Consider the following 26,388-nt stretch of genomic DNA (forward strand, 5'->3'; position numbering starts at 1 on the left):
GCGGCTGTCAATTCGACATAATTTTCTTGTGATACTTTACCGTACATGAGCATTTCTTGAGATTTGTGTTGTAAGCTCTCCTTATCAACGATAAGGAGGGCTTTTTTATGAGAATTGAAGCCAAAGATTTGTCTAAAATTTACGGAAGCAGTGAAAACCAGATCATCGCTTTAGACAAGGTCAATCTGGGAATTGATGTGAATGATTTTATTTCCATCATGGGGCCGTCGGGCAGCGGCAAAAGCACACTTCTCCATCTTTTGTCCGGGTTGGACAGGCCGACCTCCGGCACCCTGACCTATGACGGCAAAGACATATACAGCTTCAGCGATAAGGAACTGTCCAGCTTTCGCCGCCAGCGCATCGGTTTCATCTTCCAGCAATTTAATCTTTTGCCTGTCTTGACGGCAAAAGAGAACATTATCATGCCCCTGCTTCTGGATAAGAAACAGCCGGATGAAGCGTATTTGGAGCAGCTTTCGCAGATGCTTGGCATCCATGACCGCCTGACCCACTTGCCCCACGAACTTTCCGGCGGACAGCAGCAGCGTGTGGCGATTGCCCGTGCGCTGATTGCTCGGCCTGACATTATCTTTGCGGATGAGCCGACCGGAAATCTGGACAGCAAAAGCGGCAGTGAGGTGATGGAGCTGCTGCAAAATATTTGGAAAAAGATGGGGACAAAGCTGGTTGTCATTACCCATGACAGCCGAGTGGCGCAGATGGCCGACCGCCAGTTTGTAATCGTGGATGGCGTTCTTTCGGAGGTGACAGCGAAATGAAGTCCTATCGTGCATTGGCACTCAAAGAAATCAAGGCGCAAAAGATGACCTTTACCCTGATTCTAATTGCCATTGTCCTTTCAACTATGATGACAGCGGTAATTGGACAATCTGCCGGGGTACTGTCTGCCATGCGCCAGCAGCAGGCCATTACTTTGGGTGGCAATCGCTATGCAACATTTTTGCAGATGAATCAGGAACAGGTTGCGGCTTTACAAAATGACTCGCGGTTGTCTTTTGTCGGAGAATATGTCACTTTGGGAACAACGGAGCTTAATCCGTCCCTTTCCCTGGGGCTGAAGGAATATCAGGAAGATGTTGCCGCAATCTATCCTACAATCTCCCGACTAAAGGAAGGCCGGTTGCCGGAAGCACCTATGGAAATAGCGTTACCGGAAGATGTGCTGCAACACCTCGGTCTTGAAGGTAATTTGGGCGATCCGGTATCACTCTCACTATCAAAGGCCCTCCGTCACAATATTGAGATTTCCTCTTATGATTTTACTGCGGACTTTACATTGGTAGGCATCTTGGAGAGCAATTATCTGAATTATACCTCTGGCGGCGTCACCGGCGTGGTGGGCAAGGGAACGGCAGCAACGCTGTTGCCGGAGAACTATCTCTACTACAATGTGGATATTCGGACAACCGATAAAAATACGTTTCAAGAGACTGTGAATGACCTGATTTCTACACTGGGTGTCCATGAATTGGATACTCTATATAATGTCCCCTATCTGGACGCTTTGGGTATCAGCTATGATGCTGGTGGGTCTGATACATCCAGCCAAGGATTCTCCCTTATGCTGGTAGCGGGAATCATGGTCGGACTGTTGCTGCTGTTGGCGGCGGGATTGGTGATCTATAATATCTTGAAAATTGCAGTAGTACAGCGAATCAAGCAGTATGGAACTTTGCGAGCCATTGGTGGAGAGAAACGACAACTCTATTTCCTTGTGACGGGCCAAGTGCTTTTGCTCTGTGCGATTGGTATTCCGATTGGACTTCTGCTGGGAACGCTGTCGGCAAAAGGAATCCTGACTGCCGCAACCAGTTTGGTTTCTCCAGAAATTTTTTTGGTGCAGAACAGAGATGAATTAAATCTTCTGATTGCAGAAAGCAACTCTGGCAAAGGTATTTTCCTGTTGGCAAGTGCGCTCATTACACTATTTTTTGCGTTTGTAGCAGCCATCCCGGCAGCTCAATATGCCGCAAAAGTATCTCCTACCGTGGCTATGGCGGGACGAAGTATCAAAATCAAACGGAGAAATCGGAAAACGAAGAAAATCCGTAATTTCGAGGCATTTTATGCCCGGCTTAATCTAAAGCGTAACCGTGGACGCACGGCAATTACGATTTTGTCCTTGGTTATGAGCATTACGGTCTTTATCGCATTACAAAGTTTCAGTTCTTTACTGGATGCTTCTTCCGCAATGCCAGATCATCTTGGTGATTACTCGGTTGTAAATGAATACGGCGGCATTTCTTCCAGTGAACTTGCCGCACTGGAGGCAAATGAAAATGTATCCGCTGTGGCAGCAGAGCAGTTTTCACTTTACCACTTGGATGAACAGTACCACCCCATTGGCATAGAAACCAGCATTACTTTAGGTGTTAGTGAATGCTTTCAAATCGTTGGCTTGAATGACCGCTGGATAGAGGATGAGTTCGCACAGCGTCTATCGCCGGAGCAGATGGAACAGTTAAAGGCCGGAGAAGGCTGTGTGATACGCAATCCAATTCCTATGCAGATTGGAGAAGAACATATTGGCACTACCCAAATCGAGGCAGGCACACACATTACTGTTGCGGGAAAAGAATTTCCGGTATTGTTATCGCTTGATGGGTATGACACCTATTTTAGCGTAGGCAACAACGGATTTACAAACGGTGTTCAAGTCCTGGTTAGTGATCGTCTATACCCCCAACTTACCGGGATTGAGACTTACGCGGAACTGCGGCCAATCCTATCGGCAGATGCTGATCGGGGCGCATTTGACGAAGTGTTAGACCAGTTATGCCAACGGATTCCAGGCAGTACGGTTATATCTTATGAGCAGACAGACCGCCAGCTTACAGAGAGTTTCGAGCAAATTCGATTGCTGGCCTGGGGACTGATTTTATTTGTCGCTCTGATTGGTTTGCTGAACATCATCAATACTGTCTATACAAATATTCATACCCGTATTGCGGAAATTGGTATGCAGCGCGCCATTGGTATGAGTACAGGAAGTTTGTTCAAAGTGTTCTTATGGGAAGGAGCCTATTACGGCTTATTTGCGGCAGTGATCGGAAGTGTAGTCGGATATATTTGCACAACTTTTGTAGAGGCCGCAGCAACAGATACTATTCAGTTGGTTGCTATTCCCATTATTCCAATCGCAGAGGCAACTGTTCTTGCGATTGGTGCCTGCTTGTTGGCAACGTGTATTCCATTGAGAAGAATTAGCAAAATGAGTATTGTGAATTCTATCGAAGCAGTTGAATAAAAAGAAATGTCTGCCCAGCGGCAGAAAAGAAAAAACCGCTGCTGGGCAGACCGATTTACCATGCCTATTTGTTCCATGCGGCGGTTTTAAGAGATTAAGCCGCCGTTCTTTTATCCCCCAAAAGAATGACGCGGTAACGCTGGAAAGTACGGCGGCTGACAGGAGGCAGCCGCCATGAAGTACATACCCGTTCGACACGATTTGACAGCATTTGAACCGTCAAAAAAAGCCCGTCCCCCGCCTGGGAGAACTGCGGCCACGAGGTTATACTATACAGTGCAGATAAGGTAAATTATACTGTGCAACTCGCCCGGTGGGTCTACGACCTGCCGGGCGAGTTTTGTCGAATTTCGCCGCCGTCTAAAAATTTCCAAAAATTTTTTTCAAAAAGGGCCCATTTAGCGGGCAGCAAACGACAGCGGCGGTGTCTTGGTAGCGGAAAGGGAGAGGACCACCTTATCCCCCAACGAAAGGGGGTGAGAAAATGGGATCGATCCCCCGCGACCATGACGAGCGGGTCCGCTTTGACGCTTTCTGCAAGGCGGTCCTGCGAAACGAAGCCCGGAACCACATGCGGGACCTGCGCCGCCAGCGGAGGCATGAGACTTCGCTGGATGCTGTTCCGCAGGCGGAAATGGACAAGCTCTCCACGGCGGACCACTACCCCAGCGACAGCTTTGTGTTTTCCTCGCATGGGTATGACCTGCTGATCGACAACGAGCTTGTAGCCGACGCCTTCGCCGGTCTCCCTGCCACGGAGCAGAGCATTTTGATTCTGCGCTGTGTGCTGGACCTGACGGACGAGGAGATCGGCGGCCTCCTGGGAATGTCCAGAAGCGCCGTGCAGCGGCGCAGGACGAAAACCCTGGAAGGACTTCGGGCGAAATTGACGGCGTTGATGCCGAAGGGAGGTTGAAAGCAAATGAAACGGCCCCATCACAAGGGCAGAGAGCTGCTGCCCCTTTCGGTGATCCATGCGGCCCAGACCGGAGACGCCGAGGCCATGGAGCAGATTCTGCGGTACTACGGAGGCTACATAAACAAGCTCTGTACCCGGAAGCTCTATGACGAGGGCGGCTATCCCCATGAGTGCCTGGACGAGTACATGAAGCGCCGTCTGGAGATCAAGCTCATTCAGGCCATCGTCACCACGAGCTGACGAGGCGGGCCTGTCGGAACGGCTTACCCTTTCCCCGTTCTGACCGCCCGATCTGCTGAACCTTGACAAAGAAAGCCCGCAAGATAACGGCGGCGCAGCATAGGGCAACGGATACGATCTGTTCGCGCCGAGCCACACGGCGGACGCGCCATGACACTTTTCCCCTACGGGGAAAAGCCGAGCGACACCCGTCACGCCGGAAAGCAAGGGCGGCACCTTGCGGGCGACGACACGCGGACAGGACATTGAGACTCCCTTACAGCCACAGTCCGAGCGTTGAAAGCGTCGCAGGCAATGGGTAGGGCCGCGTGAGAACCACGCGGGGGTGAAAGGCCCGTGGAGCTGTGCCAACAGCCGTCCGATTCATGCCCATAAAAAGCCGCACGCAGTTGTGCGGTCATCCCTACTCACAAATAAATCCCACCGTGAGACGCAATTCCACGGGGAGCGGGGGACCCCGGAATAAATCCCACGGTGAGACGCGAATCCAAAGAAAGGGTGTTCACATTGGCTGATAAGAATTTGAGCAGACAGACCGATGCTGAAAAGATCAAAATTGGAACCACGACTTACATCGTGAATGGATATTTCGCCGCCAGCGGCGTCACTGTTTCTGAAAAAATCAAGCGTTTACTTGACAAGGAAACCAAGCGGAAAACCTGCTGACTTCCTGCAAAATTTGACGCTTTTCTTGACATTTGATATAATATAAGTGTCACAAGGCAAGAAACGGTGACTGCCGGATTGGAGGCTATGATGAACAGGCAGTTCGAGCAAATCACAGCGATTTATACCCGCGTTGACAGCGGAAAATATGATATGGAAGCGGCGATTTCCCAGCAGAAGGCCACTCTGTCCAAGTACGCGCAGGAACACGGCTTGACAAACATCCGCATTTATTCCGACTGCGGATTCAGCGCCTTTGATGATACGCGCCCTGCTTTTGTGAAGCTGGAAACCGACATTCGGTCCGGCAAGGTAGCAGTCCTTATCCTTTTTGACCTGACGCGCCTTTCCAGGGACTACATCATTATCAGCGAATGGATTGAAAAGTTTCTGCCCCGGCATCATGTCGGCCTGTACTCCATTAAGGAGCAGATCACGCCGGAACGTCCCATTTCTCTTGCGCTGCCCATTGCGGCGCTGTTTGGAGGTGGACAGTAATGGCGATTCTGCAAACGCTGGTTGAGAAGTGGGTTGCCCTCTACGTCCGCCTCTCCCGTGATGACGAGAATGAGGGGGACAGCAACAGCATTGCCCACCAAATTGAAATCCTGACCAAGTACGCCAGGGACCACGGCATTACCAACTACAAGATTTACAAAGATGACGGGTACTCCGGCACCAGCTTCAAGCGGCCTGGGTTCCAGGAAATGCTGACGGATATTGAGGCCGGGCTTGTCAGCATGGTCGTGGTCAAGGATATGTCCCGGTTTGGCCGGAACTATCTGGAGGTAGGGCTTTATACGGAAATCCGGTTTCCCGAGATGGGCGTCCGCTTCATTGCCGTCAATGACGGCGTGGACAGCGAGGATCAAAGCTCTAATGACTTCACGCCTTTCCGCAATATCATAAATGAATGGTACGCGAAGGACACAAGCAAAAAGATTCGGGCCGTATTCCGTAATAAGGGAATGTCCGGCCAACGGCTGTCAACTAATGCCCCCTATGGCTACACCAGGGCCGAGGACGGCCACCTTCTGATTGACGAGGAAACCGCGCCGGTGGTGGAGCTGATTTTCCAGTTATGCGTAGAGGGCAACGGCCCCGGCAAGATTGCCCGGATGCTGAAAGAGCGGCAAATCCCCACGCCGGGGACCATTGAATTTCAGCGTACAGGCCGAACTCGGCGCTATCACCCGGATGACCCTTGCCGCTGGGGAGCTGATACCATAGCGGATATTTTGGAGCAGGATGCCTACCTGGGCCGCACGACCAATTTCAAAACCGCTAAACTCTCCTATAAGTCCAAGAAGAAAATCAACAATCCCCCGGAGAAATGGGTAATCTTTGAAAATACCCACAAGGCTATCATCGACACGGAAACATGGGAGATCGTGCAGAAGGCCAGGGAGCAGCGCCGCCGCCCCACAAAAATGGGGGAAATGGGAATGTTCTCCGGGCTGGTATATTGCGCCGACTGCGGCGCAAAGCTGTACCATTGCCGGACCGCATCTTGGACACATGAACAGGAGTGCTACACCTGTGCCAACTACCGCAACAGGAAGCAATGCTCCGCTCACTATATCCGGGCCGTTATTCTGGAGCGGCTGGTCCTTCAAAACCTGCAAAGGGTAGTGGCCTATGCCCAGGAGGACGAGGACGAGTTTGTACGGCGCGTTATGGAGAACAAGACCGCCGTACAGCGGGCGGAGCAGGAGCAGGCCAAGCGAACCCTGGAAAAGCAGGAGCGGCGGATCAACGGATTGGACGCCATCATTCAGAGGCTCTACGAGGATCACGTTATGGGTAAGCTGAACGCAGAACGGTTTGCGAAGCTGTCCGAGGGCTACGAGAAGGAACAGGCGGACTTGAAACAGTCTGTTGAAAACCTCCGGGCTATCGTAAATGCCGCCGAAACCCAGGCCGTCAATGTCCAGAGCTTTCTGAAAATCGTGAAAAAGTACACCGAGCCCACCGAGCTGACCCCGGCAATTTTACGGGAGTTTGTGGAGAAGGTGGTCGTTCATGCCCCGGACAAGTCCAGCGGGCACCGTGTCCAGCGAATCGACGTACATTACACTTTCATTGGGGAGATCGACTTGTCCCCGGAGTATAGCAAGTACGAGAAAGAGACAACCGCATGACGCTCTCGCATCATGCGGCTGTCTCCCGTCAGGAAAACTTCTTTATCAGGGTTCCCCTAAAGTCCTGTTCCTTTTTTGCCGTTCTACCCTTCCGAGGCGGTCCCCTCCGGGCTCAGATGAGCCCCTGGGTCAGCATGGCGTCGGCCACCTTCTTGAAGCCGGCGATGTTGGCGCCCATAGCCAGGTCGCCGGTGTGTCCGAATTCCTCGGCGGCGTCATAGATGTTGTGGAAAATATTCACCATGATACCCTTGAGGCGGCGGTCCACCTCCTCGAAGCTCCAGGCGTAGCGCATGGAGTTCTGACTCATCTCCAGGGCGCTGGTGGCCACGCCGCCGGCGTTGGCCGCCTTGGCGGGGGCGAAGAGGATACCGGCGTGCTGGAACTCCTGAATGGCCTCGGGCCGGCAGGGCATATTGGCTCCCTCGGCCACGGCCATGCAGCCGTTTTTCACAATGGTCCTGGCCATCTCCCCGTCGATTTCATTCTGCGTGGCGCAGGGCAGGGCGATGTCGCAGGGGATGTTCCAGATGCCCCGGAAGCCCTCGGTATAGGTGCTGCCGGGCACCCGCTCGGCATACTCCCGGATGCGGCCCCGGTGGCCCAGCTTGATATCCTTTACGATGTCCAGCTTGATGCCCTCGGGGTCGTGGATAAAGCCGTTGGAATCGCTGAGGGCCACCACTCTGCCCCCCAGCTGAGCCGCCTTCTCCGTGGCGAAAATAGCCACGTTGCCGCTGCCGGAGATAACCACGGTCTTGCCCTCGAAGCTGTCGCTGCGCATTTTGCCCAGCATCTCCTGGGTCAGGTAGCACAGGCCGTAGCCCGTGGCCTCGGTCCGCACCAGGGAACCGCCGAAGCTGAGGCCCTTGCCGGTGAGGACGCCGGCGGCGTAGGTCCCCTGGACCCGGCGGTACTGGCCGAAGAGGTAGCCGATTTCCCGGCCGCCCACGCCGATGTCACCTGCGGGCACGTCCACAAACTGGCCGATGTGGCGGCTGAGCTCCGTCATGAAGCTCTGGCAGAAGCGCATGACCTCCCCGTCGCTTTTGCCCTTGGGGTCAAAGTCGCTGCCGCCCTTGGCGCCGCCGATGGGCAGGCCGGTAAGGCTGTTTTTCAAAATCTGTTCAAAGCCCAAAAACTTCAGAATCGACAGGTTCACGGTGGGGTGGAAGCGCAGGCCGCCCTTATAGGGGCCGATGGCGGAGCTGAACTGAACCCGGTAGCCCCGGTTGATGTGAATGCCACCTCTGTCGTCCACCCAGGGCACCCGGAAGCTGATGACCCGCTCCGGCTCCACAAAGGTCTCCACAATGCCCTTATTCTCATACTCCGGACGCTGCTCGATAATGGGGTCCAGGCTCTCCAGCACCTCCAGAACCGCCTGATGGAATTCCTTCTGGTCGGGGTCCCGGGTGACCACCTGTGCATACACCTTCTGTAAATACTCGCTTTTGATCATATAGATCGCCCCTTCTTCATTCGGCCTCTTTTTCCCCCAGTGTGCCCCGAACCGGCTCGGGGTATCCCGCCGGCGGTGGAAGGACCATATTTTCCGTCTTGATTCCGCCCTTATAGAATATAGGAAAAAATGGGTTTTGCACAAGAAATAAAATTCCTAAAATCTCAAATAAAATCGTTTGCTTTTTTTCCAAATGCGTCAAATCCCCGGTTTTGTCCTCCAAAGGCAGGCAAAACCGGGGATTTGCGTCCGTCAAAAATCAGGGGTCAGGAATAAAAGCGGTGGCAGCCGATGGTCAGCTCATAGGTGCGGCTGGCATTGATCCACGCCCCCTGAGACAGGGCCGGCGCGTAGAAATAGAGGGAGTTTCCCGCTGTGGTCTCCCCCGCCAGAACCCGGCGGGCGGCCTCCATAGCCTGGTCCGAGGGGGCTTGGTACACCATTCCGTTGGCCACAGGCTCAAACTGAACCACGTCCTCCCCCGCCCCCTCGAAGATGACGGCGGGGATGGAGTCGGGAAAGTCCCCGCTCTCCACCCGGTTCAGCACCACGCTGCCCACGGCCATCTGACCCTCCAGGGATTCCGCGCCGCTCTCGGCGTAGATGATGCGGGACAGCCAGTAGTAGTCCACGGCGTCGTGCTCCGCCCCGGCGGTGGTGACCGCCGCGCCCCCCATCCAGGGGTCCCAGGCGGCGCTGCCCCCCAGGGCCTCCGCCGTCAGGCGCAGGGGCACATAGGTCCGCCCCTCCAGCACCGTCACGGCGGCAGGGCGGGTCTCGCCGTTCAGCGTCAGCGTATCGCGGTCCGGGTCGGCCGTCAGGCGCAGCGTCCCGCACTGGGATTCCGCCACCGCCGTTCCGGTCCCGCCGTCCCAGCGGACGGTCCAGCCGCCCATTGCTTCCAGCAGGTCCCGCAGGGGCGCGTAGGTCACGCCGCCGTCCAGATAGGCCGCGCCCTCCAGGGCAGCGCCGTCCACCTGTACCGGAACGGTCCGGGCGGCGCCCTCCGCCGAGACGGGCAGGCACAGGGCCAGCACGGCCATAATCGCGCTGAAAATTAGCTTTTTCAAACAGTTCCATCCTTTCCTGTGGGATATCACTGTCTAGGATACCGAAAAAGCCTCTTTCTGACAAGGCTTAAATTCTGGAAGCACCGGCAAAATACGGAACATAAAGAGCGGAGACGCCTTCCGCAAAAGACATCTCCACTCTCAACTCTTAACTCTCCACTCTCTTTTTCAGCTGCTCTTCCGTCACAGCATATCCCTTTTCCGCCCATTCGTCTCCGGGCCGCTCCAGGGGCAGGGCCTCGCCCCGGCGGGCGTAGATGGCGGCGGCCACGGTCTCCAGCAGCTTGGGGTTCTTCACCAGCAGGGGGCCGGTGAGCTCCGAGGCAAAGACGTTTTTCCAGTGGAAGCCCTCCGGCCCTCTCTCCGCCTCATTGCCCCAGCCCATTTCCACCTTTGACAGCAGCGGCGTTTCGACGCCGGAAATCACGGCGCACTTGTTCATAAAGCCCACAACCGCCTCGGGATAGAGCTCCGTATGGCCGTAGACGTCCCCCGTCAGCCGTTTCTTTCCCTGAACCGTGGTAAAGGACGCCAGGCCGATTCCCTCGTAAACCTCGCCGCCGGCCATGGCGACGGTCTTCCCCAGCAGCTCCATGGCGGTTCCGGCGAAGAGCATCACGGCGTTGTCCCCGGCAGCCTCCTTCACCGCCGGGCCGAACCGGGCGAAGTCCTCCGCGGCGAACCGCGCCTGGCCCTCTGTCCCCGCGCCCATGTAAAGGAAATCCGCTTTACTGATATCCCCGTCACCGCCGGGGGCCAGGGTCTCCACCGTCACGGCGCAGCCCAGGCCCTCCAGATACCGCCGCAGGACGGCGATGTTGGCATAGCTGCCGTAAAGGCTCATCAAATCCGGGTAAACATGAAGAATCCGCACCTCCATGACTCACCCCTCCTTTTCCACGTGGGCCAGCAGCTTGTCCCGGTCGGAGAAGCAGGTAACCACGTACAGCTCTTCGTCTCCGGCGGCCTTCAGCTCCGCCGCCGCCGCGGAGATATCCGGCGTGACAAACCAGTTTGAAAGCTCCGTAAAGGAGAACCGTTGGGCCAGGTCGCTGCAATACCGGCCGGAGAGAACCACCTTTTTCACGTGGGGGACATTCAGCTGGCCGAAGTCGATGTCCCAAAGCCAGCTGGTCTCGCTGGTAAAATACTTCCGGCTCACTGCGTCCACAATCACCAGCACGGAGCAGTCCGTTTTCCGTCCGGCGATATAGCGGAGGTTGGTGTCGTAGGCGATGGAATTCTCATGCTTGCTGGTCAGCAGGGTGCCGTGGTGGCCCCCCAGGCGGAAGGTCTGCATCCGCCCGTTTTTCAGCAGGTAGCTGCCGAGAACCCCGGCGGCGGTCTGCTCTCCGACGCCGCACTCCCGGCAGGCGGCATAGGCCGCCAGAATGTTGTAGACATTATAGATGCTGGGGAAGGCCAGAGATATTTTTGTGCCGCCGTCCAGAACAAGCTCGCACCGGTCCAGGTCCACCGCCGTGACGGTGTAGTCCGTCCGGGGCTTCTGGTGGCCGCAGGCGGGATTCGTGCAGCGGAAGGCCCCGATGTGGTTGTAGTGGACGTAATCGTATTCCATGGAACTGCGGCAGACCGGGCAGCGGGCCCCGTCGTGATAGACCCCGGAGGGCCTCTCCAGGTCGATGGCGCAGCGGTCCAGGCCGAACCACTTCACCCCCTCCCGCCCCCGTCCGAAGCAGGAGGACAGCGGATCGTCGGCATTCAGAATCAGCTCCGTGTCCGGGTGCAGGGCCGGGAGAATGGAGTCGTAGACCCATTCCGGGTGGCCGTTCCGGGTGAGCTGGTCCCGGTAGAGGTTGGTGACCACGAACTCCGTGGGATGGAAGAACCGGAAGGTGTGGGCGGCATAGCGCTCGTCGGACTCAATGAGCAGCACGTCGGCCTTCACTCTTCCCCTCAGGTCGGCGTGGGTCAGCACCAGCGTCGTCACGCCCTCGATCTGGTTGGAGCCCTCCTCGTTGTAGACCACGGTTTTGCCGTCCGCCCGGAGAATGGAGGCAATCATCTCCACCGTAGACGTCTTGCCGTTGGACCCGGTGACGGCGATGATGTGCTTTGGCAGCTCCACCCGTCCCAGGATGTCCGGGCAGATTTTCAGAGCCAGCTTGCCCGGCAGGGAGCTCCCTTTCCCCACCAGCTTTCCCGCGGCCCGGCCCAGTTTACACAATATGACAGCCAGAATCTTTCTCATAATGACCCCTCTTCAAAACGTTTCTGCGTCAGCTCTGCATCAGCCGCCGGCGCTTCGCCCCTCACCGTTTTCTCCTGTCCTTCTCAAAGTTCTCCCGCAGCTCCGCAAAGGCCCGGACGGGGGACCCGTCGGCGTTCCGGAACTTCAGGGGAATGGCGAAGAACAAGAAGTTCTTCCGGTCCCGGACCTTTTTCAGGCACAGGTTTTCCAGGCTCAGCACCCCGGCCTTCAGCAGGATGTTGTGGACGGGGAGCCCGCCGTCCATCCGGTCGATGCTGATGGCGTCGGTGCCCACGCCCTTGAGGCCGCAGGAAGTCAGGTACCGGGCCGCCGCCTCGTTGGGAACCGGGAAACGGTCCTCCAGGAATTCCGGCCCGCCCCAGCGGTCCTCCCAGCCGGTGTAGAAGAGCACGAAGTCCATGCAGTAGATGTCGTCATGCCGCTCCCGCAGAAACTCCTCCGTAATCACGTTCCCGGCCCCCAGGCCGGACACGTCCAGCACCGTGGCCCGGCCGGAAAACTGGGACATGGGCAGCTGGTCCAGGGTGGCCCCGTCCCGCAGCAGATGGGCGGGGGCGTCCATGTGTGTGCCCGTGTGGGAGGACATGGTCAGCATGGTTTCCCGGAACCCGTCCCCGGTGAGGGTGCAGGCCGGAGGAAGGGCGGGAACCGGCGTGCCGGGGTACACGGGAATCTCCGGTGTGATGGTGTGCGTCAGGTCGATCAGCATGAGAAGCGCTTCCTTTCTTGTGAGTGTAGACAGATTTGCTGTGGGTCAGACAGAGTTTTCAAAAGATGAATCCCAGGAACACCGTAATGAGCCGAATCACCAGCCACATTCCAATCAGCAGGCAGCCGGCGGCGATGTGGGGCAGGCAGAGGAGCGCCGCCAAACGGCAGGTCCATCCCCGCTCCTCCCGCTTCACGCCCCCCAGCGCCCACAGGCCCAGCAGGCCGGGAATGGTGTCCAGCGCCATCAGCCAGGGGGACGCCTGGCAGACCAGCCGGACCGCCTCCGGCGTCCGGTAAAACAGATGTCTGGGGGCCAGCATGGCCCACCAGAAGAAGGGCCAGACCGCCAGCAGCAGCGCCAGTTCCAGGACCAGCACGGCCCTCGCCCGCCTCACGGCGCTTCTCCCCCGCCGGTTTTCGGGCGGTTCTCCAGATAAATCATCAGCGCGGCCACGTCCGCCGGGGACACGCCGGAGATGCGGGCCGCCTGTCCCAGGTCCCGGGGCTCCACCTCCGCCAGCTTCTCCCGGGCCTCCAGCCGCAGGCCCTGGATTCCGCTGTAGTCCAGACCGGCAGGCAGCCGGTGGCGCTCCATTTTCTTCAGCTCCTCCACCTGCTTCTCCTGCCGGCGGATGTAGCCCTCGTATTTCACGCTGATCTCCACCTGCTCCCGCACGTCCGGAGGGAGCTCCGGCCGGTCCGGGTCGAAGGGGGCCAGCTCGTCATAGTGCACCTGGGGCCGCCGCAGCAGCGCCGCCAGAGGCGCGCCGCCGGGGGCGTCCGCCGTCCCCCTCCCGGCGAGGAAGGCCGTCAGCGCCGGGGAGGGAGAGGCCCCGGTGTGGGTCAGGCGCTTGATCTCCCGGTCCACCGCGGCATATTTCTCTTCCACCGCCTGGAGCCGCTCCCGGGAGACCAGGCCGATGTCGTGGCCCCGCTTCGTCAGCCGCAGGTCCGCGTTGTCCTGCCGGAGGAGCAGCCGGTATTCGCTCCGGGAGGTCATGATGCGGTAGGGCTCATCGGTGCCCTTGGTCACCAGGTCGTCGATGAGGGTGCCGATGTAGCTCTCCGACCGGGAGAGGATGAAGGGGTCCTGGCCACGGAGCTTCCGGACGGCGTTGACCCCGGCGCAGAAGCCCTGGACCGCCGCCTCTTCATAGCCGGAGGAGCCGTTGAACTGCCCGGCCCCGTAGAGTCCCGGGACGGCCTTCACCTCCAGGGTGGGGGCCAGGGCCAGAGGGTCGATGCAGTCGTACTCAATGGCGTAGGCGGGCCGGGTCATCACCGCCCGCCGCAGCCCCGGCACGCTGTGGAGCATGGCGATCTGCACGTCCTCCGGCATGGAGGAGGAAAAGCCCTGGATATACAGCTCTTCGGTGTTCAAGCCCATGGGCTCTACAAACAGCTGATGCCGGAGCTTGTCGGGAAAGCGCACAATCTTGGTCTCAAAGGACGGGCAGTATCGGGGCCCCACGCCCTCAATCAGGCCGGAGTACATGGGGGCCCGGTCCAGGTTTTCCCGGACGATGCGTTTGGTTTCCTCGGTGGTCCAGGTGAGCCAGCAGACTGCCTGATTCTCCGGGGCCCGTTCCGTGCCGTAGGAGAAGGGCACCGGCAGCGCGTCCCCCGGCTGGAGCTCCATTTCCTCAAAGTCCACCGTCCGGGCGTTTACCCGGGGCGGCGTGCCAGTCTTGAACCGCCGCAGCGGCAAACCCAGACGCAAGAGGGAGTCCGTCAGCCGGTTTGCCGGGTGCATTCCGTCGGGGCCGGACGCCTCCACCCACTCCCCCACGATGGTCCGCCCCGCCAGATAGGTCCCGGTGGCCAGAATCACGGCCCGGGCAGAAAAGACCGCCCCGGTGGCCAGCACCACGGCGGACACGGCGCCCCCCGGGCCGGTGCGGATCTCCGTCACCTCCCCCTGCCGGACGGTCAGGCGCTCCTGACGCTCCAGCACGGCCTTCATGTGCCCCTGGTATTTCCGTCGGTCCGCCTGGGCCCGGAGGGACCAGACGGCGGGGCCCTTACCCCTGTTCAGCAGACGGTACTGGATGCAGCAGGCGTCGGCGGCCCTGGCCATCTCGCCCCCCAGGGCGTCCAGCTCCCGGACCAGGTGCCCCTTTCCGGTGCCGCCGATGGCGGGGTTGCAGGGCATGTTCCCCACGGCGTCCAGGTTGATGGTGAACACGATGGTCTCCATGCCCAGCCGGGCGGCGGCCAGGGCGGCCTCGATGCCGGCGTGGCCCGCGCCAATCACGGCAATGTCAAATTGTCCGGCCTGGAATTCTCTCATGACTGTCTCCTTCTCGGGTCCGCCTCCCTGGTGCTCGTCCCGCCCCGCTCCGCATCCAAACGCTGATCACAGGGCGCGGGTCGCTGCCGTTCTCGGCGGGCCCTCGCTTATTGCCCCGCATCCTTTACCCGTTTGCTGCACGTCTCCGTGCAATTGGTAGGCAAAATTTTTTTTGGCCCCAAAATGGGGCCGCTTCCCAGCGGGGGGCGCTTCCCAGCGGGGGGCGCTGCCGCGGGGCCGCTGCCGCGGGGGCCCAAAGGGGCCAGCCCCTTTGGAATCCCCGTCAGGGGGGGACACCCCCCTGAATCCCCCCGATGACGGGGGTTTTAAAATGGGGGTACGGACTGCTCTCTCCACCCTCAAAATCCCCCGTCAGGAGGGAGTCGTCCCTCTCAGCTCTTATGGGCGTTCCGGTTCTCCGTCCGGCCCATCAGCCAGTCCACGGAAACGTCGTAATAGTCTGCAACACAGCGCAGCGTTTCATAGCGTGGCATTTTCCCCAGCTCTAAATCCTGATAGCCTCTCATGGAAAGTCCCATTTCTGACGCCACAGTCGTCTGGCTCAACCCCGTTTCTTTCCGGAGCATCCGAATTTTCTCTGAAAATTTCATAATCCCCTCCGCATCAGCGATTCACTTCCCGCTTTTCCGTCCGCCCCATCAGCCAGTCCACGGAGACGTCATAATAGTCGGCAATACGCAGGAGATTTTCATATCTTGGCAGCGAACCTAATTCCATATCCTGATAACCCCGCATCGTAAGCCCAATTTTTTCCGCCAGCTGAGCTTGGGTCAAATACTCCGCTCTTCTCAGCCTCCGAATTCTCTCGGAAAATTCCATAATCCCCTCCGCATCAGCGATTCACTTCCCGCTTTTCCGTCCGCCCCATCAGCCAGTCCACGGAAACATCGTAAAATTCCGCAATGCGAAACAATGTATCATATTTAGGCTTTGCCCCAAGCTCCAAATCCTGATATCCCCGCATGGATAAACCGACTTCCGCACCCAGTGCAGTCTGGCTCATTTTCCTCTCTTTTCTAAGCATCCGTATTTTCTCTGAAAATTTCATAAAACCCCTTGACACGCAACTAGTTGCGTAGTATTATAAGAGTATACAGAATTTTACGCAATTGGGAGGTATCATTATGACACACGACATCCCCGTAGTGGTTGAACTGCTCTATCACGCCTGGGTGGGAGGTCCGGACCCGGAGCGCTGGCCGGAATGGATGCGGGACAACCCCGTCCAGGGACAGGGGCTGTACTCCTTTTATCAGGGGCTGCGGCTGGGAATCCGGCTTTTGACCGCCCTCCAAATTCCTAATTCCTGACTCCTCATAATCTCCACTCTCAACTCTCCGACTCTCCACTCTCTAACTCTCCACTCTTCAAAGTGACCACTGCCGCCTCCGGCCGGTTGAACAGACGGAACGTTCGCCCGGAATTGCCCAGGCCCCGGGTGACGAAGAGGACGGAGCCGTTTTTCTCATAGAGCCCGGCTGTGTAGGAGGGGAACAGGGTCCTCTCCGTGGAAACCAGCCCGTCGGTAAAGGGCAGCCGGACCAGGCCCCCGTGACCGTGGCCGGAGACCACCAGATCCGCCCCCAGCAGGCTGTAGCGGTGGGGAAAGAGGTTGTTCCGGTGGGCCAGCAGAATCCAGAAGGGATCGCCGTATTGGGCGCAGACCTCCGCCGCCACCGTCTCCGGGGGCTTCTGGTCAGCGTAGCCGTTGGGGTCGTCGATGCCCGCCAGGACAATGGCGTCCCCGTTCCGCTCCAGCGTTACAAACCGGTTGTCCAGCACCGTGACCCCCCGGGCCTCCAGGGTCTCCTTCAGCTCCGGAACGTCTCCGGCGGCCCACTCGTGATTCCCGGTGACATAATAGACGGGAGCGATGTCCGCAAGACCCGCCGCCGTGGTCTCCGCATAGCCCTCCGGCGCCTCCCGGAAGGCGTCCACCAGGTCCCCCACCAGAAAAATATAGTCCGGTTCCGCTTCCCGGACGGCGTCCGTCAGCCTCTCGTTCCCCCGGCCGAACCAGGCGCTGTGCAGGTCTCCCAGCACCACAATCCGGCACCCGTCGAAGCCCGCGGGCAGGCCGGAGAATACCGGCTCGAACCAGGCGGTCTGAATGGCAGTGTTGTCCCAATGGACAAAGAGCGCCGCCAGAAGGGCCGCCGCCAGCAGTCTGAGCGCCGTCCGCAGAGGACGGCGTTTTTTGGAATGCTTCGCCATGCGCGCTCCATCTCCCCGGCGTCGTCAGTTCCGCAAATGCGTTAAGCTGTATTATACCACAGAAGTCCCCCGCCTGGCGAGAGGAAAAACAAAAAAAGGTAATTTTCCGGCCTGTTTTTTCCCGGCGGACCGTGCCGTCTCCCGCCGCCGGGTCGAACTTTGGGGATTTAACGGAAAATTCCCGGGGCCCTCGTAAGAAATTTATGTAAAATGTCAATTTCCTCTTGCATTGCCAATCCGAATGTGGTATGATAAGGTCCACAATACCACAGTAAGGAGGTTATTCCTATGATTCAGCATGTTTTTTCTGTTCCAAGCGCAGCCCCGGAGGATGTGGACGATCTGATTTTTCTGAATGAGCCCTGGACCCACAGTGATCGATGACTCTGAAAAAGAAGGTAACCACGCCGCCGGCGTGGGTTTTTTTCTGTCCTGCCGGCCGGGCCAATGCCCGTTGACGATATACGCCACACAGCTGAAGAGCGCCGGGCGGATTTCGCCCCACGGACCCGCGAAGCCATGGGGTCCGCCCTTCCGCCGCAGCGGAGCCTGCCGCCGGAAAGCTGCCGGAAAGCCGCCGAAAAACGGTTGAAAAGTGCTTCAGCGCCCTTTACACAGGCTGACAACGGCTCCATCCCCCGCATCCATTCCCAGCCGCCGGGTTTTCCCGGCGGCTTTTTCCGTCCGCCGCCTCCAGCCCTTAAAAGGGGGCCCGGCCCGCCCGTTTCCCCTGGCCGGAGCAGGCAGAGAGGCCCCCGGTCCGGCGTCCGTCGGGTTGCCAAAAAATCCCGCCTGAAATCCGTTATTTTTTTGGAAAATTTTCGTGGCAATCCGTCGAAAAATATGATAGGCTAGATTTGTAAGAACAAGGGCAAACTGCCCGGCGGACAAACCTGGGAAGGAGGGAATCGAGATGCGGAAGAGATTGGCTGCGCTGCTGTTGGCGGCTTTGACGGCGTGGGTGCTGCTCCTGGCGCCGGGCTGTGCCGCTCCCGCCGGAGACGTCCCCGGGCGGACGGCGGTTCCCGGCCCCAGACCCCCGGAGGGCGGCGGCCTGCGGAGCTCCCGGGTGGAGTCCGAGGCCCGTCCCCTGTCCGACGAGGAAATTCTGGATGCCTACAGCCGGGCGGAAACTCTTTACGCCTGGTTCGACCTGGAGCCCCTCCCCGGCGCCGGCCCCGCCGTCGTCACGGACGGAGCCCTCTACCGCCAGGTGGACAGGGAGGGCATTCAGACCATGGAGGATCTGCGGACCTGCCTGCGGGCCGTGTTCTCCCAGGACCTGACGGAACGGCTGCTGGACACCGGCGGCGACATCCCCCTCTACCGGGACATCGAGGGCGTCCTCTGCGTCACCGGCAATGGCCGGGACCGCCTCCCCGGCAAGGGCGGCGTTCAGTCCTGGGTGGAGCGCTCCGAAGAGGGGGACTACACCGTCAGCGTCACCGTGGACCTGCTGGACGAGGACGGAGCCGTCACCGGTCTGGAATACTGGTCGTTCCCCTATGAGTTTGAAGAGGACCGCTGGGTCTTCACCGAGTTCCGCCTGGTCTACTGAGCCCCTTCCCCCCAGCCCCTGAGAGGACCGCCTCTCAGGGTTTTTTTCGTTTTGCTTTTTCCTGCCGCCCTCTTTCGCAAACGATTACGTATTTGATTCCGTAGACCGCCCATTATTTCCCAATTCGCTTGATTTTTCGGGCATTGCTCCGGCGCTCACAGGATGATTTCCCGAAACCGCCCAAATTTTCACACTTAATCCGGTCAATTTTACGAAAATTTTGCACGCAGAAAGAGCACTTTACCCAGAAGCGCCGCCTTAATTTTGTGTAATTGTAAGAAATACAACGTTTGCGAAAGAAAATATCCGTTTTACTATTGCAAAAATGTTTCATTATGCTAAAATAAGAGCATACAGGAGACCCGCAGCCCCCGATACTATACCAAGAAGGAGTGGATCGTATGGAAAATCTGTTTTGGATCGGTTTCCTCGGCGCCATCGTGGCCGGACTGTTTGCCTGGGTTCAGGCAAAAAAAGTCCTGTCCTACTCAGAGGGCAACGAGAGAATGCAGAAAATCGCCGCCAATATCCGCGCCGGCGCAAACGCTTACCTGAAACAACAGTACACCACCGTGTTCAAGGTCTTCATCGTGGTCTTCATCATCCTGCTGGTCATGGCCTTTGCCTCCGGCGGGCGGATGCTCTCCAAGTTCACACCCTTCGCCTTTGTCACCGGCGGCATCTTCTCCATGCTGGCGGGCTTCATCGGCATGAAGATTGCCACCAACTCCAACGCCCGCACCGCCCAGGCCGCCTCCGAGAGCCTGAACAAGGGCCTGCGGGTGGCCTTTTCCTCCGGCTCCGTCATGGGCTTCACCGTGGTGGGCCTGGGCATGCTGGACATCACCATGTGGTTCTTCCTCCTGCGCTATGCCTTCGGCGTGACGGCTCCCGCCGCCCTGGGCAACGTCATGGTCATGAACGGCATGGGCGCGTCCTTCATGGCCCTCTTCGCCCGTGTGGGCGGCGGCATCTACACCAAGGCCGCCGACGTGGGCGCGGACCTGGTGGGCAAGGTGGAGGCCGGCATCCCCGAGGACGACCCCCGGAACCCCGCCACCATCGCGGACAATGTGGGCGACAACGTAGGCGACGTGGCCGGCATGGGCGCGGACCTCTACGAGTCCTATGTGGGTTCCATCCTGGCCACCTTCGCCCTGGGCGCTGTGGGCGGCTACGGCTGGAACGGCATGCTGCTGCCCATGGCCCTGGCGGTCTGCGGCATTCTCTGCTCCATCCTGGGCTCCTTCCTGGTGAAGACCCGGGAGGACGCCACCCAGGAGTCCCTTCTGAAGAGCCTGCGCACCGGCACCTATACCGCGGCGGCCCTGGCGGCGGTGCTGGCGGCTCCCCTGACCCGGTTCATTCTGGGCAGCTGGGGCGTGTACATCGCCATCCTCTGCGGACTGGTGGGGGGCTGCGCCATCGGCTACTTCACCGAGTACTACACTTCCGACACCTACAAGCCCACCCAGGACCTGGCGGCGGCCTCCGAAACCGGCTCCGCCACCATCATCATCGGCGGCATCTCCCTGGGTCTCAAGTCCACCTTCGTCTCCATCGTCATCGTGGCGGCGGCGGTGCTGGTGAGCTACTTTGCCGCCGGCGGCTCCATCTACATCATGGACGCAGCGGGCGTGTTCAGCGACGCCTTTAACAGAGGGCTCTACGGCATCGGCATCGCCGGCGTGGGCATGCTCTCCACCCTGGGCATCACCCTGGCGACGGACGCTTACGGCCCCGTGGCCGACAACGCCGGCGGCATTGCCGAGATGAGCGGCCTGCCGGAGACCGTCCGCCAGCGCACCGACGCCCTGGACTCCCTGGGCAACACCACCGCCGCCACCGGCAAGGGCTTTGCCATCGGCTCCGCCTCCCTCACCGCCCTGGCCCTGCTGGTCAGCTATGTCAACATCGTCCAGGAGCGCACAGCGGAAAATCTGAATTTCACCCTCACCAGCCCCACGGTTCTGGTGGGTCTCTTCATCGGCGCCATGCTGACCTTCGTCTTCACCGCCGAAACCATGAACGCCGTGCAGAAGGCGGCCCAGTCCATCGTGGTGGAGGTCCGCCGCCAGTTCAGGGAAATCCCCGGCATCATGGAATACCAGGCCGAGCCGGACTACGCCTCCTGCGTGGGCCTGTGCACCAAGGGCGCGCTGCGGGAGATGGTCTCCCCCGCCGTGCTGGCCATTGTGGTGCCCATCGTCACCGGCCTGATTCTGGGACCCACCGGCGTGGTTGGCCTGCTGGGCGGCGTGTCCGTCTCCGGCTTCGCCATGGCGGTGTTCATGTCCAACGCCGGCGGCGCCTGGGACAACGCCAAGAAATACATCGAGTCCGGGCACCACGGCGGCAAGGGCTCCGAGCAGCACAAGGCCGCCGTGGTGGGCGACACCGTGGGCGACCCCTTCAAGGACACCTCCGGCCCCTCCCTGAACATCCTCATCAAGCTCTGCTCCACCGTGTCCATCGTGTTCTCCGGCCTGATTCTGGCCTTTAACCTCATGAACTTCCTGTAAAAACCTCTCCCTTTCAAATCCGTCCCCTGCGGCGAAAGGGCCCCCGCTTACGCGGAGGGCCCTTTTACTGCGGCCGCCGTCTCGGTCTCCTCCAGCTCCGCCCCGTCCAGCAGGCGCATCACAGAGACCTCATATGCCACCCGTTCCTCCGTCTCGCCGGAGTCCAGATTCTTGTAATATGTACGGCTCTGGACCCGGCCCTCCAGAGCAAGGGGGTCCCCCACCTGAAGGCGGCTGGCCTTGACCGCCAGCTGGCCCCAGGCGATGACGGGCAGATAGTCCGCCCGGCCATAGCGCCGGGGCACCGCCAGCATCAGGTCGCAGATGCTCCGGCCCAGAGGCGTCCGGCGGAACACCGGCGGCTTGCACAGGGCCCCCGCCAGTGTGATCTGGTTGCAGGCCTCGTCCAGCCCCGGCTGGAACTCCTGGGCATAGACCGTCAGCACCAGGCGGCTGCCCACGCCGCTACGGTTGTTAAAGGAACGCAGCTGGCCCCGGACCCGAAGCAGCCGGCCCGGCGCTGTCTGCGCCGCCAGAGCTCCCGGCGCCAGCAGGGGCAGCACGTCCACCTGTCCGGACAGCCGGGGCACCTGTAGAGTCACGCGGTAAAACTGAGTCCCGTGGTTTTCATGGGACCATTCCGGCTCCGCCAGAACCAGGCCCTCCAGCAGCACCTCATTTTTCGTCGTCATGTTGTCCACCTCTCGGTCGTGATGGTGTATCCTATGATGGGCGCGGGATGGTTAGAACCTGTATTCATCGCCGGGGATACTGAATGGGCCGGAATGTTTCCCGCCGGACAGGGGAGCGGTCCCGGCGGACGGGAGAAGCGGCATGACGGGAAAGGACCGCTTGTGCTAGGGGCTGTTCACATAAACCACATGTGCGGATTTTCGAGCAAATTTTAGCCGGATGCGAGGCAAAAATTTGCAGGCGTACTGGCGTACGGCAAAAATTTTTAACGAAGCAGGCGGCAAAATTTGCCGAAAAGACGTGCGCGTGGGCTTATGTGATCAGGCCCTAGAATCCATTCAAAAGCTTTTGACAGCGCTGAAAGCGTGTTGGATTCTTATGAGACGTGTTTTGCGCCATTCTGGCGCAAAACGGAAACGCAGAATGCGGTTCTGTTTCAAATAAAACGAATCGTTTTATTTGAAATGAGTATTAGACGGCGCTCCGCGGATGTGTGACAGGCTTTTCTGGAATTTTCCTGAAAATTTCCTGGGAATTTCCTGGGAACTCCGGAAGGGATGAATAGGAACCCCCCGGCAAAGCCGGGGGTTCTTCATAGACGGGCAAAGCCCTATGTTACCAGCGAGCGCGTCCCGTCGCGCAAGTACGGTCTGACAGCCGCGAGAGCTCTGCTACTTGCCGCCCGTAAACGGGCTCAGAAATTTCCCATCGTCAGTTGTTCTCCTGCCTTGTCTTCATCCAACTGGTGCTGGATATACTCTGCAATCTTTTTTGCATTCTTTCCCGCTATATCTACATAGTAACCTCTGCACCAGAATTCCCGGTTCCGATACTTATACCGCAGTTCCGGGAACTTCTCATAGATCATCAGGCTGCTCTTCCCCTTCAGATATCCCATGAAGCTCGACACCGCCACTTTAGGCGGAATCTCTACCAACATGTGGATATGATCCGGACACGCTTCTGCCTCTATGATCTTTACCTTTTTCCACGCACACAGCGTTCGCAGAATTTCTCCTATCTCTCGCTTCTTTTCCCCATAGAACACCTTCCTGCGATATTTCGGCGCAAACACTATATGGTATTTGCAATTCCACTTCGTGTGTGATAAACTGCTTATGTCATTCACTCGGATGACCTCCCTTTGCTTACTTGATGCAGCTGCCAGACCGCATCTCTATTCTAGAGCAAAGGGAGTTTTCTTGTCTACATCATCGCCATTAGGCTTCTTTTGAACCACTCGCCTAGCGAGTGGTTTTCTTTTATACAAAAAGCCGCGGCCGGTTTACGGCCGCGGCAAAAGTCGCAGGACCGGCTGATGGGCCTTTGAAACATGTTGTTCCCATCATACCTTATCGGTCTCTTCGATGCAAGGGGGAATGTGAAATTTTAGTCAAATTTTGACAAGCTCATACGCCCGGGTTCCCAGGCCCAGCTTCTCCGCGTGCTCCAGGCAGGACTGCCAGTGGGTGTCCGGATGGGCGGCCTTGAAGACGTCGCCGCAGGAACAGTCGACGCCCTCGTCAAACAGCATGGAACCCGGCAGGGGCGGCTGGGCCACCACCGCGTCGGCGCAGGCCTGGTCCAGCGCCACCGGGTCGAAGGAGGCGAACATGCCCACGTCGGCGGCAATGGGCGCGTCGTTCTCGGCGTGACAGTCGCAGTTGGGAGAGATATCCAGCACCAGGGACACATGGAAGCAGGGCCGGCCCTCCACCACCGCCTTGGTGTACTCGGCAATCTTCCTGTTCAGAATCTCCGGGGCCTCGTCAAACATGCACTGAATGGCGTCCTTGGGGCAGACCGCCAGGCACCGGCCGCAGCCCACGCATTTGTCCGTGTCGATATGGGCCTTGCCGCCGGGGCCGAACTGAGGCGCGCCGTGGGCGCAGATTTTGGCGCAGGCTTTGCAGCCCACACAGGCCTTTTCCTTGACGAAGGGCTTTCCGGAGTTGTGCTGCTCCATCTTGCCTGCCCGGCTTCCGCAGCCCATGCCGATGTTTTTCAGCACGCCGCCCATGCCGGCCTGCTCGTGACCCTTGAAGTGGGTGAGGGAGACGAACACATCCGCGTCCATCACGGCCCGGCCGATTTTGGCCTCCTTGACGTACTCGCCGCCCTCCACGGGAACGCAGACCTCGTCGGTGCCCTTCAGCCCGTCGGCAATGATGATGTGGCAGCCGGTAGAGTAGGGGGTGAAGCCGTTGACATAGGCGGACTCAATGTGGTCCAGGGCGTTTTTCCGCCCGCCCACATACAGCGTGTTGGCGTCTGTCAGGAAGGGCCTGCCGCCCTGGGATTTCACCAGGTCCGCCACCGCCCTGGCCCAGTTGGGCCGGAGGTAGGCCAGGTTCCCCGGCTCACCGAAGTGCATTTTGATGGCGACGTATTTGTCTTCCATGTCGATTTCACCGAAGCCTGCGGTCATCATCAGGCGGGCCAGCTTCTGGGGCAGGTTCTCCCGCCAGCTGGGACAGCGGAAGTCCGCAAAGTAAACCTTCGATTTTTCCGCCATAGGGCATTCTCCTTTTCCTCTTGTTTCCCCCGCGGTTTTTTTCGTGGACCTTTTCGCGAACCTTTTCGCAAACCCTTTCGCGAACCTTTTCGCGAACCCTTTCGCGAACCCTTTCGCAATCCCTTCCGGGGGCTTTTAACGGTTCTTCAGATTCCGTGACTGAGCGCGTCTGTCTGCCCTCTATCATATCATCTGGAGCTTACTCCATGTCAAGAGGAATTTTTCCGCCGGGAACGTCCGTTCACACATTTTTTCAGAAATCAGAAGAAGGGGCGGGCTTTGTGCCTGACTCCTAGAGCGGCGCCTGTGGGGGCGGGCCTCTGTGCCCGCCCGCTCTCACAATGATACAGGGCTTTCCGGCAGATGGGCCACGCCTCTTTCCGCTTTTTGCCTTTCCGTTTTTTCCTCCGCTCCGCCTGTCCCCGCCGGACGGCGTCAGACCTCCGCCCCCGAGTCTGAGGCCAGCGCCCGGAACACCTGCCGGGAATAGACCGCGGTCAGCGCCGCCGCCCCGGCAGCCCCCAGCAGCACCGCCCAGGCCGGGCAGCGCTCGAACAGGGCCCCGTACACCGCCTGACCCAAAGGGGCGGCGCAGCTGGACACCGCCATGATGAAGGACATCACCTTCCCCAGCAGCTCCGGAGGCGTCCGGCCCTGGACGGCGGCGCTGAGAACCACTGTCAGCATGGTGGACAGAACCATCACGGCGAAGCTCATGGCTGTCACGCCCCACCAGCCCGGGAGGGCCGGGACCCCCGGCAGCAGCGCGGCTCCCATGCCCGCCGCCGTGGCGCTGGCGGCCAGCAGCACCGCCCCGCCCCGCCGGAGGGGCAGCCGTGCCCCCAGGCAGGCCGTCAGCAGGCCGCCGAAAAGGCCCCCCAGACCCATGGCCCCCTGGGTGAGGCCCAGGCGGCTGTCGCTCATGCCCAGCACCTGGACCACCGCCACGGGAATGCCCACCACCAGGGCGGCGGAGAGCACCAGATTGAACAGGGCCAGCACCAGCACCACGGAGAGAAACACCGGCCGCTCCCGGCGGATAAACCGCCAGCTCTCCCCCAGGTCCTGCCGGACCGTGGCCAGGGCGCTGCCCGCCGCCGCCCGGGGCGTGTGGGGGATGCGGATGAAGAGCTCCATCACGGCGGAGAGGAAGAAGCAGAGACTGCCCACCCACAGAATGGGCCGGATGCCGAAGGCCCCGAACAGCACGCCGCCAGTCACCGGCCCCAGCAGGGCCGACAGGGTCTGCACCATGTTGATGACGGCGTTGGCGCTGGTAAGCTGCTCCGCCCGGGCCAGAAGGGGGATGCTGGCCTGGACCGCCGGCTGATAGGCCCCGGCGATGCCGTAGAGCAGCATGAGGCACACCGCCATCAGCGGCACAAGAGGGGCCCAGTCCAAAAGAAGGGCGAAGACCAGAATCAGCCCCGCCGTGGAGAAATCCAGAAGGACCATGATGTTCCGCTTGTTCACACGGTCCGCCACCACGCCGCCGATGGGGGCGCACAGCACGGCGGGGATGAAGGCCGCCGCCCCCACCGCACCGAAGAGGGCCGGGGAGCCGGTCTGCCGCAGCAGGTACAGCGGCAGGGCAAAACGCAGAATGGCGCTGCCGAAGAGAGAGATGATCTGCCCGATGACCACCAGGGTGAAATCCCGGCGGAACAGGGTCCCTTGATTCGTGTTCATGAAAAGCTTCCTTTCGTCTTGATTTCAGAAACCGACCGTCGGTTTTTATATCTTCAAAAAAAACTGCCCGCCTGCGGCAGTTCTTTTTCAGGTTTGTTCCTCCGGAGACTGAAAACCTGTATTCATAACCGGGGAATGTCGGTTGGGCGAGGATTTTCCCCGTCAAACAAGGA

24 protein-coding genes and 1 pseudogene are annotated in these 26,388 nt (G+C 59.3%); 10 read left to right on the forward strand and 15 right to left on the reverse strand.

Going from position 1 to position 26,388, the window contains the following annotated elements; all coding sequences use genetic code 11:
* Nucleotides 1-107 precede the first annotated feature (107 nt).
* From Q0063_RS08555 to Q0063_RS08585, 7 genes are all read left to right on the forward strand, one after another.
* Entirely contained in the window at nucleotides 108-782 is a 675-nt protein-coding gene (locus Q0063_RS08555) for an ABC transporter ATP-binding protein (protein ID WP_297871560.1), read from the forward strand.
* A complete protein-coding gene (locus tag Q0063_RS08560) occupies nucleotides 779-3,271 on the forward strand; it encodes an ABC transporter permease (RefSeq protein ID WP_297871561.1) in 2,493 nt (830 codons plus the stop codon). The genes Q0063_RS08555 and Q0063_RS08560 overlap by 4 nt, the downstream gene beginning before the upstream one ends.
* Before the next feature lie 484 nt (nucleotides 3,272-3,755).
* Nucleotides 3,756-4,187: an RNA polymerase sigma factor gene (locus tag Q0063_RS08565; protein ID WP_297871562.1), complete on the forward strand. Its 432-nt coding sequence runs from the start codon at nucleotides 3,756-3,758 to the stop codon at nucleotides 4,185-4,187.
* A 6-nt stretch (nucleotides 4,188-4,193) separates the two neighbouring features.
* The gene (locus tag Q0063_RS08570; protein ID WP_297871563.1) at nucleotides 4,194-4,430 is read left to right on the forward strand and encodes a helix-turn-helix domain-containing protein; all 237 of its coding nucleotides are present in this window, start codon (nucleotides 4,194-4,196) and stop codon (nucleotides 4,428-4,430) included.
* 507 nt (nucleotides 4,431-4,937) lie between these two features.
* Nucleotides 4,938-5,096, forward strand: coding sequence for a hypothetical protein (locus Q0063_RS08575; protein WP_297871564.1), 159 nt, complete (start codon nucleotides 4,938-4,940; stop codon nucleotides 5,094-5,096).
* A gap of 87 nt (nucleotides 5,097-5,183) precedes the next feature.
* Entirely contained in the window at nucleotides 5,184-5,594 is a 411-nt protein-coding gene (locus Q0063_RS08580) for a recombinase family protein (protein ID WP_297871565.1), read from the forward strand.
* The gene (locus tag Q0063_RS08585; protein ID WP_297871566.1) at nucleotides 5,594-7,237 is read left to right on the forward strand and encodes a recombinase family protein; all 1,644 of its coding nucleotides are present in this window, start codon (nucleotides 5,594-5,596) and stop codon (nucleotides 7,235-7,237) included. The genes Q0063_RS08580 and Q0063_RS08585 overlap by 1 nt, the downstream gene beginning before the upstream one ends.
* 112 nt (nucleotides 7,238-7,349) lie before the next feature.
* Here the strand turns inward: Q0063_RS08585 and gdhA are convergent, their stop codons facing one another.
* From gdhA to Q0063_RS08635, 10 genes are all read right to left on the reverse strand, one after another.
* Nucleotides 7,350-8,699 (reverse strand): NADP-specific glutamate dehydrogenase, encoded by a 1,350-nt coding sequence (gene gdhA, locus Q0063_RS08590; protein WP_297871567.1) that lies wholly within the window; start codon nucleotides 8,697-8,699, stop codon nucleotides 7,350-7,352.
* A 266-nt stretch (nucleotides 8,700-8,965) separates the two neighbouring features.
* Nucleotides 8,966-9,769, reverse strand: a complete 804-nt coding sequence (locus Q0063_RS08595; RefSeq protein ID WP_297871568.1) for a cell wall hydrolase — start codon at nucleotides 9,767-9,769, stop codon at nucleotides 8,966-8,968.
* A 148-nt stretch (nucleotides 9,770-9,917) separates the two neighbouring features.
* Complete coding sequence (locus Q0063_RS08600) at nucleotides 9,918-10,649, reverse strand: type 1 glutamine amidotransferase (RefSeq protein ID WP_297871569.1); 732 nt, start codon at nucleotides 10,647-10,649, stop codon at nucleotides 9,918-9,920.
* Nucleotides 10,650-10,652: 3 nt separating this feature from the next.
* Nucleotides 10,653-11,981, reverse strand: a complete 1,329-nt coding sequence (locus Q0063_RS08605) for a MurT ligase domain-containing protein (protein ID WP_297871570.1) — start codon at nucleotides 11,979-11,981, stop codon at nucleotides 10,653-10,655.
* A gap of 61 nt (nucleotides 11,982-12,042) precedes the next feature.
* Complete coding sequence (locus tag Q0063_RS08610) at nucleotides 12,043-12,711, reverse strand: cyclase family protein (RefSeq protein ID WP_297871571.1); 669 nt, start codon at nucleotides 12,709-12,711, stop codon at nucleotides 12,043-12,045.
* A 58-nt stretch (nucleotides 12,712-12,769) separates the two neighbouring features.
* Nucleotides 12,770-13,108, reverse strand: a complete 339-nt coding sequence (locus tag Q0063_RS08615) for a hypothetical protein (RefSeq protein ID WP_297871572.1) — start codon at nucleotides 13,106-13,108, stop codon at nucleotides 12,770-12,772.
* Nucleotides 13,105-15,003 (reverse strand): tRNA uridine-5-carboxymethylaminomethyl(34) synthesis enzyme MnmG, encoded by a 1,899-nt coding sequence (gene mnmG / locus Q0063_RS08620; protein WP_297871573.1) that lies wholly within the window; start codon nucleotides 15,001-15,003, stop codon nucleotides 13,105-13,107. The genes Q0063_RS08615 and mnmG overlap by 4 nt, the downstream gene beginning before the upstream one ends.
* Before the next feature lie 392 nt (nucleotides 15,004-15,395).
* Nucleotides 15,396-15,614, reverse strand: coding sequence for a helix-turn-helix domain-containing protein (locus Q0063_RS08625; RefSeq protein ID WP_297871574.1), 219 nt, complete (start codon nucleotides 15,612-15,614; stop codon nucleotides 15,396-15,398).
* Between the two features lie 13 nt (nucleotides 15,615-15,627).
* The gene (locus Q0063_RS08630) at nucleotides 15,628-15,843 is read right to left on the reverse strand and encodes a helix-turn-helix domain-containing protein (protein WP_297871575.1); all 216 of its coding nucleotides are present in this window, start codon (nucleotides 15,841-15,843) and stop codon (nucleotides 15,628-15,630) included.
* 13 nt (nucleotides 15,844-15,856) lie between these two features.
* Complete coding sequence (locus tag Q0063_RS08635; RefSeq protein WP_297871576.1) at nucleotides 15,857-16,072, reverse strand: helix-turn-helix domain-containing protein; 216 nt, start codon at nucleotides 16,070-16,072, stop codon at nucleotides 15,857-15,859.
* Between the two features lie 76 nt (nucleotides 16,073-16,148).
* Here Q0063_RS08635 and Q0063_RS08640 point away from each other — a divergent pair, with 76 nt between their 5' ends.
* Nucleotides 16,149-16,334 carry a hypothetical protein gene (locus Q0063_RS08640; RefSeq protein WP_297871577.1) on the forward strand — a complete coding sequence of 62 codons (186 nt, stop codon included), beginning with the start codon at nucleotides 16,149-16,151 and terminating at the stop codon, nucleotides 16,332-16,334.
* Nucleotides 16,335-16,353: 19 nt separating this feature from the next.
* Here the strand turns inward: Q0063_RS08640 and Q0063_RS08645 are convergent, their stop codons facing one another.
* Nucleotides 16,354-17,238: a metallophosphoesterase gene (locus tag Q0063_RS08645; RefSeq protein ID WP_297871578.1), complete on the reverse strand. Its 885-nt coding sequence runs from the start codon at nucleotides 17,236-17,238 to the stop codon at nucleotides 16,354-16,356.
* A gap of 913 nt (nucleotides 17,239-18,151) precedes the next feature.
* On the opposite strand from Q0063_RS08645, the gene Q0063_RS08650 reads away from it, so the two are divergent.
* On the forward strand, nucleotides 18,152-18,796 hold the full coding sequence (locus Q0063_RS08650) for a hypothetical protein (protein ID WP_297871579.1): 645 nt from the start codon (nucleotides 18,152-18,154) through the stop codon (nucleotides 18,794-18,796).
* 401 nt (nucleotides 18,797-19,197) lie between these two features.
* Complete coding sequence (locus tag Q0063_RS08655; protein WP_297871580.1) at nucleotides 19,198-21,318, forward strand: sodium-translocating pyrophosphatase; 2,121 nt, start codon at nucleotides 19,198-19,200, stop codon at nucleotides 21,316-21,318.
* Nucleotides 21,319-21,365: 47 nt separating this feature from the next.
* On the opposite strand, the gene Q0063_RS08660 is transcribed toward Q0063_RS08655, so the two are convergent.
* The 4 genes and pseudogenes from Q0063_RS08660 to Q0063_RS08675 all read right to left on the reverse strand — a co-directional run bounded on the left by Q0063_RS08660 (nucleotide 21,366) and on the right by Q0063_RS08675 (nucleotide 26,215).
* A complete protein-coding gene (locus Q0063_RS08660; protein ID WP_297871581.1) occupies nucleotides 21,366-22,010 on the reverse strand; it encodes a single-stranded DNA-binding protein in 645 nt (214 codons plus the stop codon).
* A gap of 672 nt (nucleotides 22,011-22,682) precedes the next feature.
* Nucleotides 22,683-23,140: pseudogene (gene tnpA, locus Q0063_RS08665) on the reverse strand (IS200/IS605 family transposase).
* A 264-nt stretch (nucleotides 23,141-23,404) separates the two neighbouring features.
* Nucleotides 23,405-24,526 (reverse strand): DUF362 domain-containing protein, encoded by a 1,122-nt coding sequence (locus tag Q0063_RS08670; protein ID WP_297871582.1) that lies wholly within the window; start codon nucleotides 24,524-24,526, stop codon nucleotides 23,405-23,407.
* A gap of 435 nt (nucleotides 24,527-24,961) precedes the next feature.
* Nucleotides 24,962-26,215 carry an MFS transporter gene (locus tag Q0063_RS08675; protein ID WP_297871583.1) on the reverse strand — a complete coding sequence of 418 codons (1,254 nt, stop codon included), beginning with the start codon at nucleotides 26,213-26,215 and terminating at the stop codon, nucleotides 24,962-24,964.
* Between the last annotated feature and the right edge of the window lie 173 nt (nucleotides 26,216-26,388).

The organism is uncultured Oscillibacter sp., assembly GCF_947654275.1.
Taxonomy (GTDB): domain Bacteria; phylum Bacillota; class Clostridia; order Oscillospirales; family Oscillospiraceae; genus Oscillibacter.

Bases quoted from the DNA above. Each gene is read 5' to 3' on its own strand.
- Q0063_RS08630 (WP_297871575.1), bottom strand. From the start codon at position 15,843: ATGGAATTTTCCGAGAGAATTCGGAGGCTGAGAAGAGCGGAGTATTTG.
- Q0063_RS08565 (WP_297871562.1), top strand. From the start codon at position 3,756: ATGGGATCGATCCCCCGCGACCATGACGAGCGGGTCCGCTTTGACGCT.
- Q0063_RS08625 (WP_297871574.1), bottom strand. From the start codon at position 15,614: ATGAAATTTTCAGAGAAAATTCGGATGCTCCGGAAAGAAACGGGGTTG.
- Q0063_RS08600 (WP_297871569.1), bottom strand. From the start codon at position 10,649: ATGGAGGTGCGGATTCTTCATGTTTACCCGGATTTGATGAGCCTTTAC.
- Q0063_RS08635 (WP_297871576.1), bottom strand. From the start codon at position 16,072: ATGAAATTTTCAGAGAAAATACGGATGCTTAGAAAAGAGAGGAAAATG.
- Q0063_RS08640 (WP_297871577.1), top strand. From the start codon at position 16,149: ATGACACACGACATCCCCGTAGTGGTTGAACTGCTCTATCACGCCTGG.
- Q0063_RS08555 (WP_297871560.1), top strand. From the start codon at position 108: ATGAGAATTGAAGCCAAAGATTTGTCTAAAATTTACGGAAGCAGTGAA.
- gdhA (WP_297871567.1), bottom strand. From the start codon at position 8,699: ATGATCAAAAGCGAGTATTTACAGAAGGTGTATGCACAGGTGGTCACC.
- Q0063_RS08675 (WP_297871583.1), bottom strand. From the start codon at position 26,215: ATGAACACGAATCAAGGGACCCTGTTCCGCCGGGATTTCACCCTGGTG.
- Q0063_RS08610 (WP_297871571.1), bottom strand. From the start codon at position 12,711: ATGCTGATCGACCTGACGCACACCATCACACCGGAGATTCCCGTGTAC.
- Q0063_RS08560 (WP_297871561.1), top strand. From the start codon at position 779: ATGAAGTCCTATCGTGCATTGGCACTCAAAGAAATCAAGGCGCAAAAG.
- Q0063_RS08570 (WP_297871563.1), top strand. From the start codon at position 4,194: ATGAAACGGCCCCATCACAAGGGCAGAGAGCTGCTGCCCCTTTCGGTG.
- Q0063_RS08580 (WP_297871565.1), top strand. From the start codon at position 5,184: ATGATGAACAGGCAGTTCGAGCAAATCACAGCGATTTATACCCGCGTT.
- Q0063_RS08650 (WP_297871579.1), top strand. From the start codon at position 18,152: ATGCGGAAGAGATTGGCTGCGCTGCTGTTGGCGGCTTTGACGGCGTGG.
- Q0063_RS08670 (WP_297871582.1), bottom strand. From the start codon at position 24,526: ATGGCGGAAAAATCGAAGGTTTACTTTGCGGACTTCCGCTGTCCCAGC.
- Q0063_RS08645 (WP_297871578.1), bottom strand. From the start codon at position 17,238: ATGGCGAAGCATTCCAAAAAACGCCGTCCTCTGCGGACGGCGCTCAGA.
- Q0063_RS08605 (WP_297871570.1), bottom strand. From the start codon at position 11,981: ATGAGAAAGATTCTGGCTGTCATATTGTGTAAACTGGGCCGGGCCGCG.
- Q0063_RS08585 (WP_297871566.1), top strand. From the start codon at position 5,594: ATGGCGATTCTGCAAACGCTGGTTGAGAAGTGGGTTGCCCTCTACGTC.
- Q0063_RS08660 (WP_297871581.1), bottom strand. From the start codon at position 22,010: ATGACGACGAAAAATGAGGTGCTGCTGGAGGGCCTGGTTCTGGCGGAG.
- mnmG (WP_297871573.1), bottom strand. From the start codon at position 15,003: ATGAGAGAATTCCAGGCCGGACAATTTGACATTGCCGTGATTGGCGCG.
- Q0063_RS08655 (WP_297871580.1), top strand. From the start codon at position 19,198: ATGGAAAATCTGTTTTGGATCGGTTTCCTCGGCGCCATCGTGGCCGGA.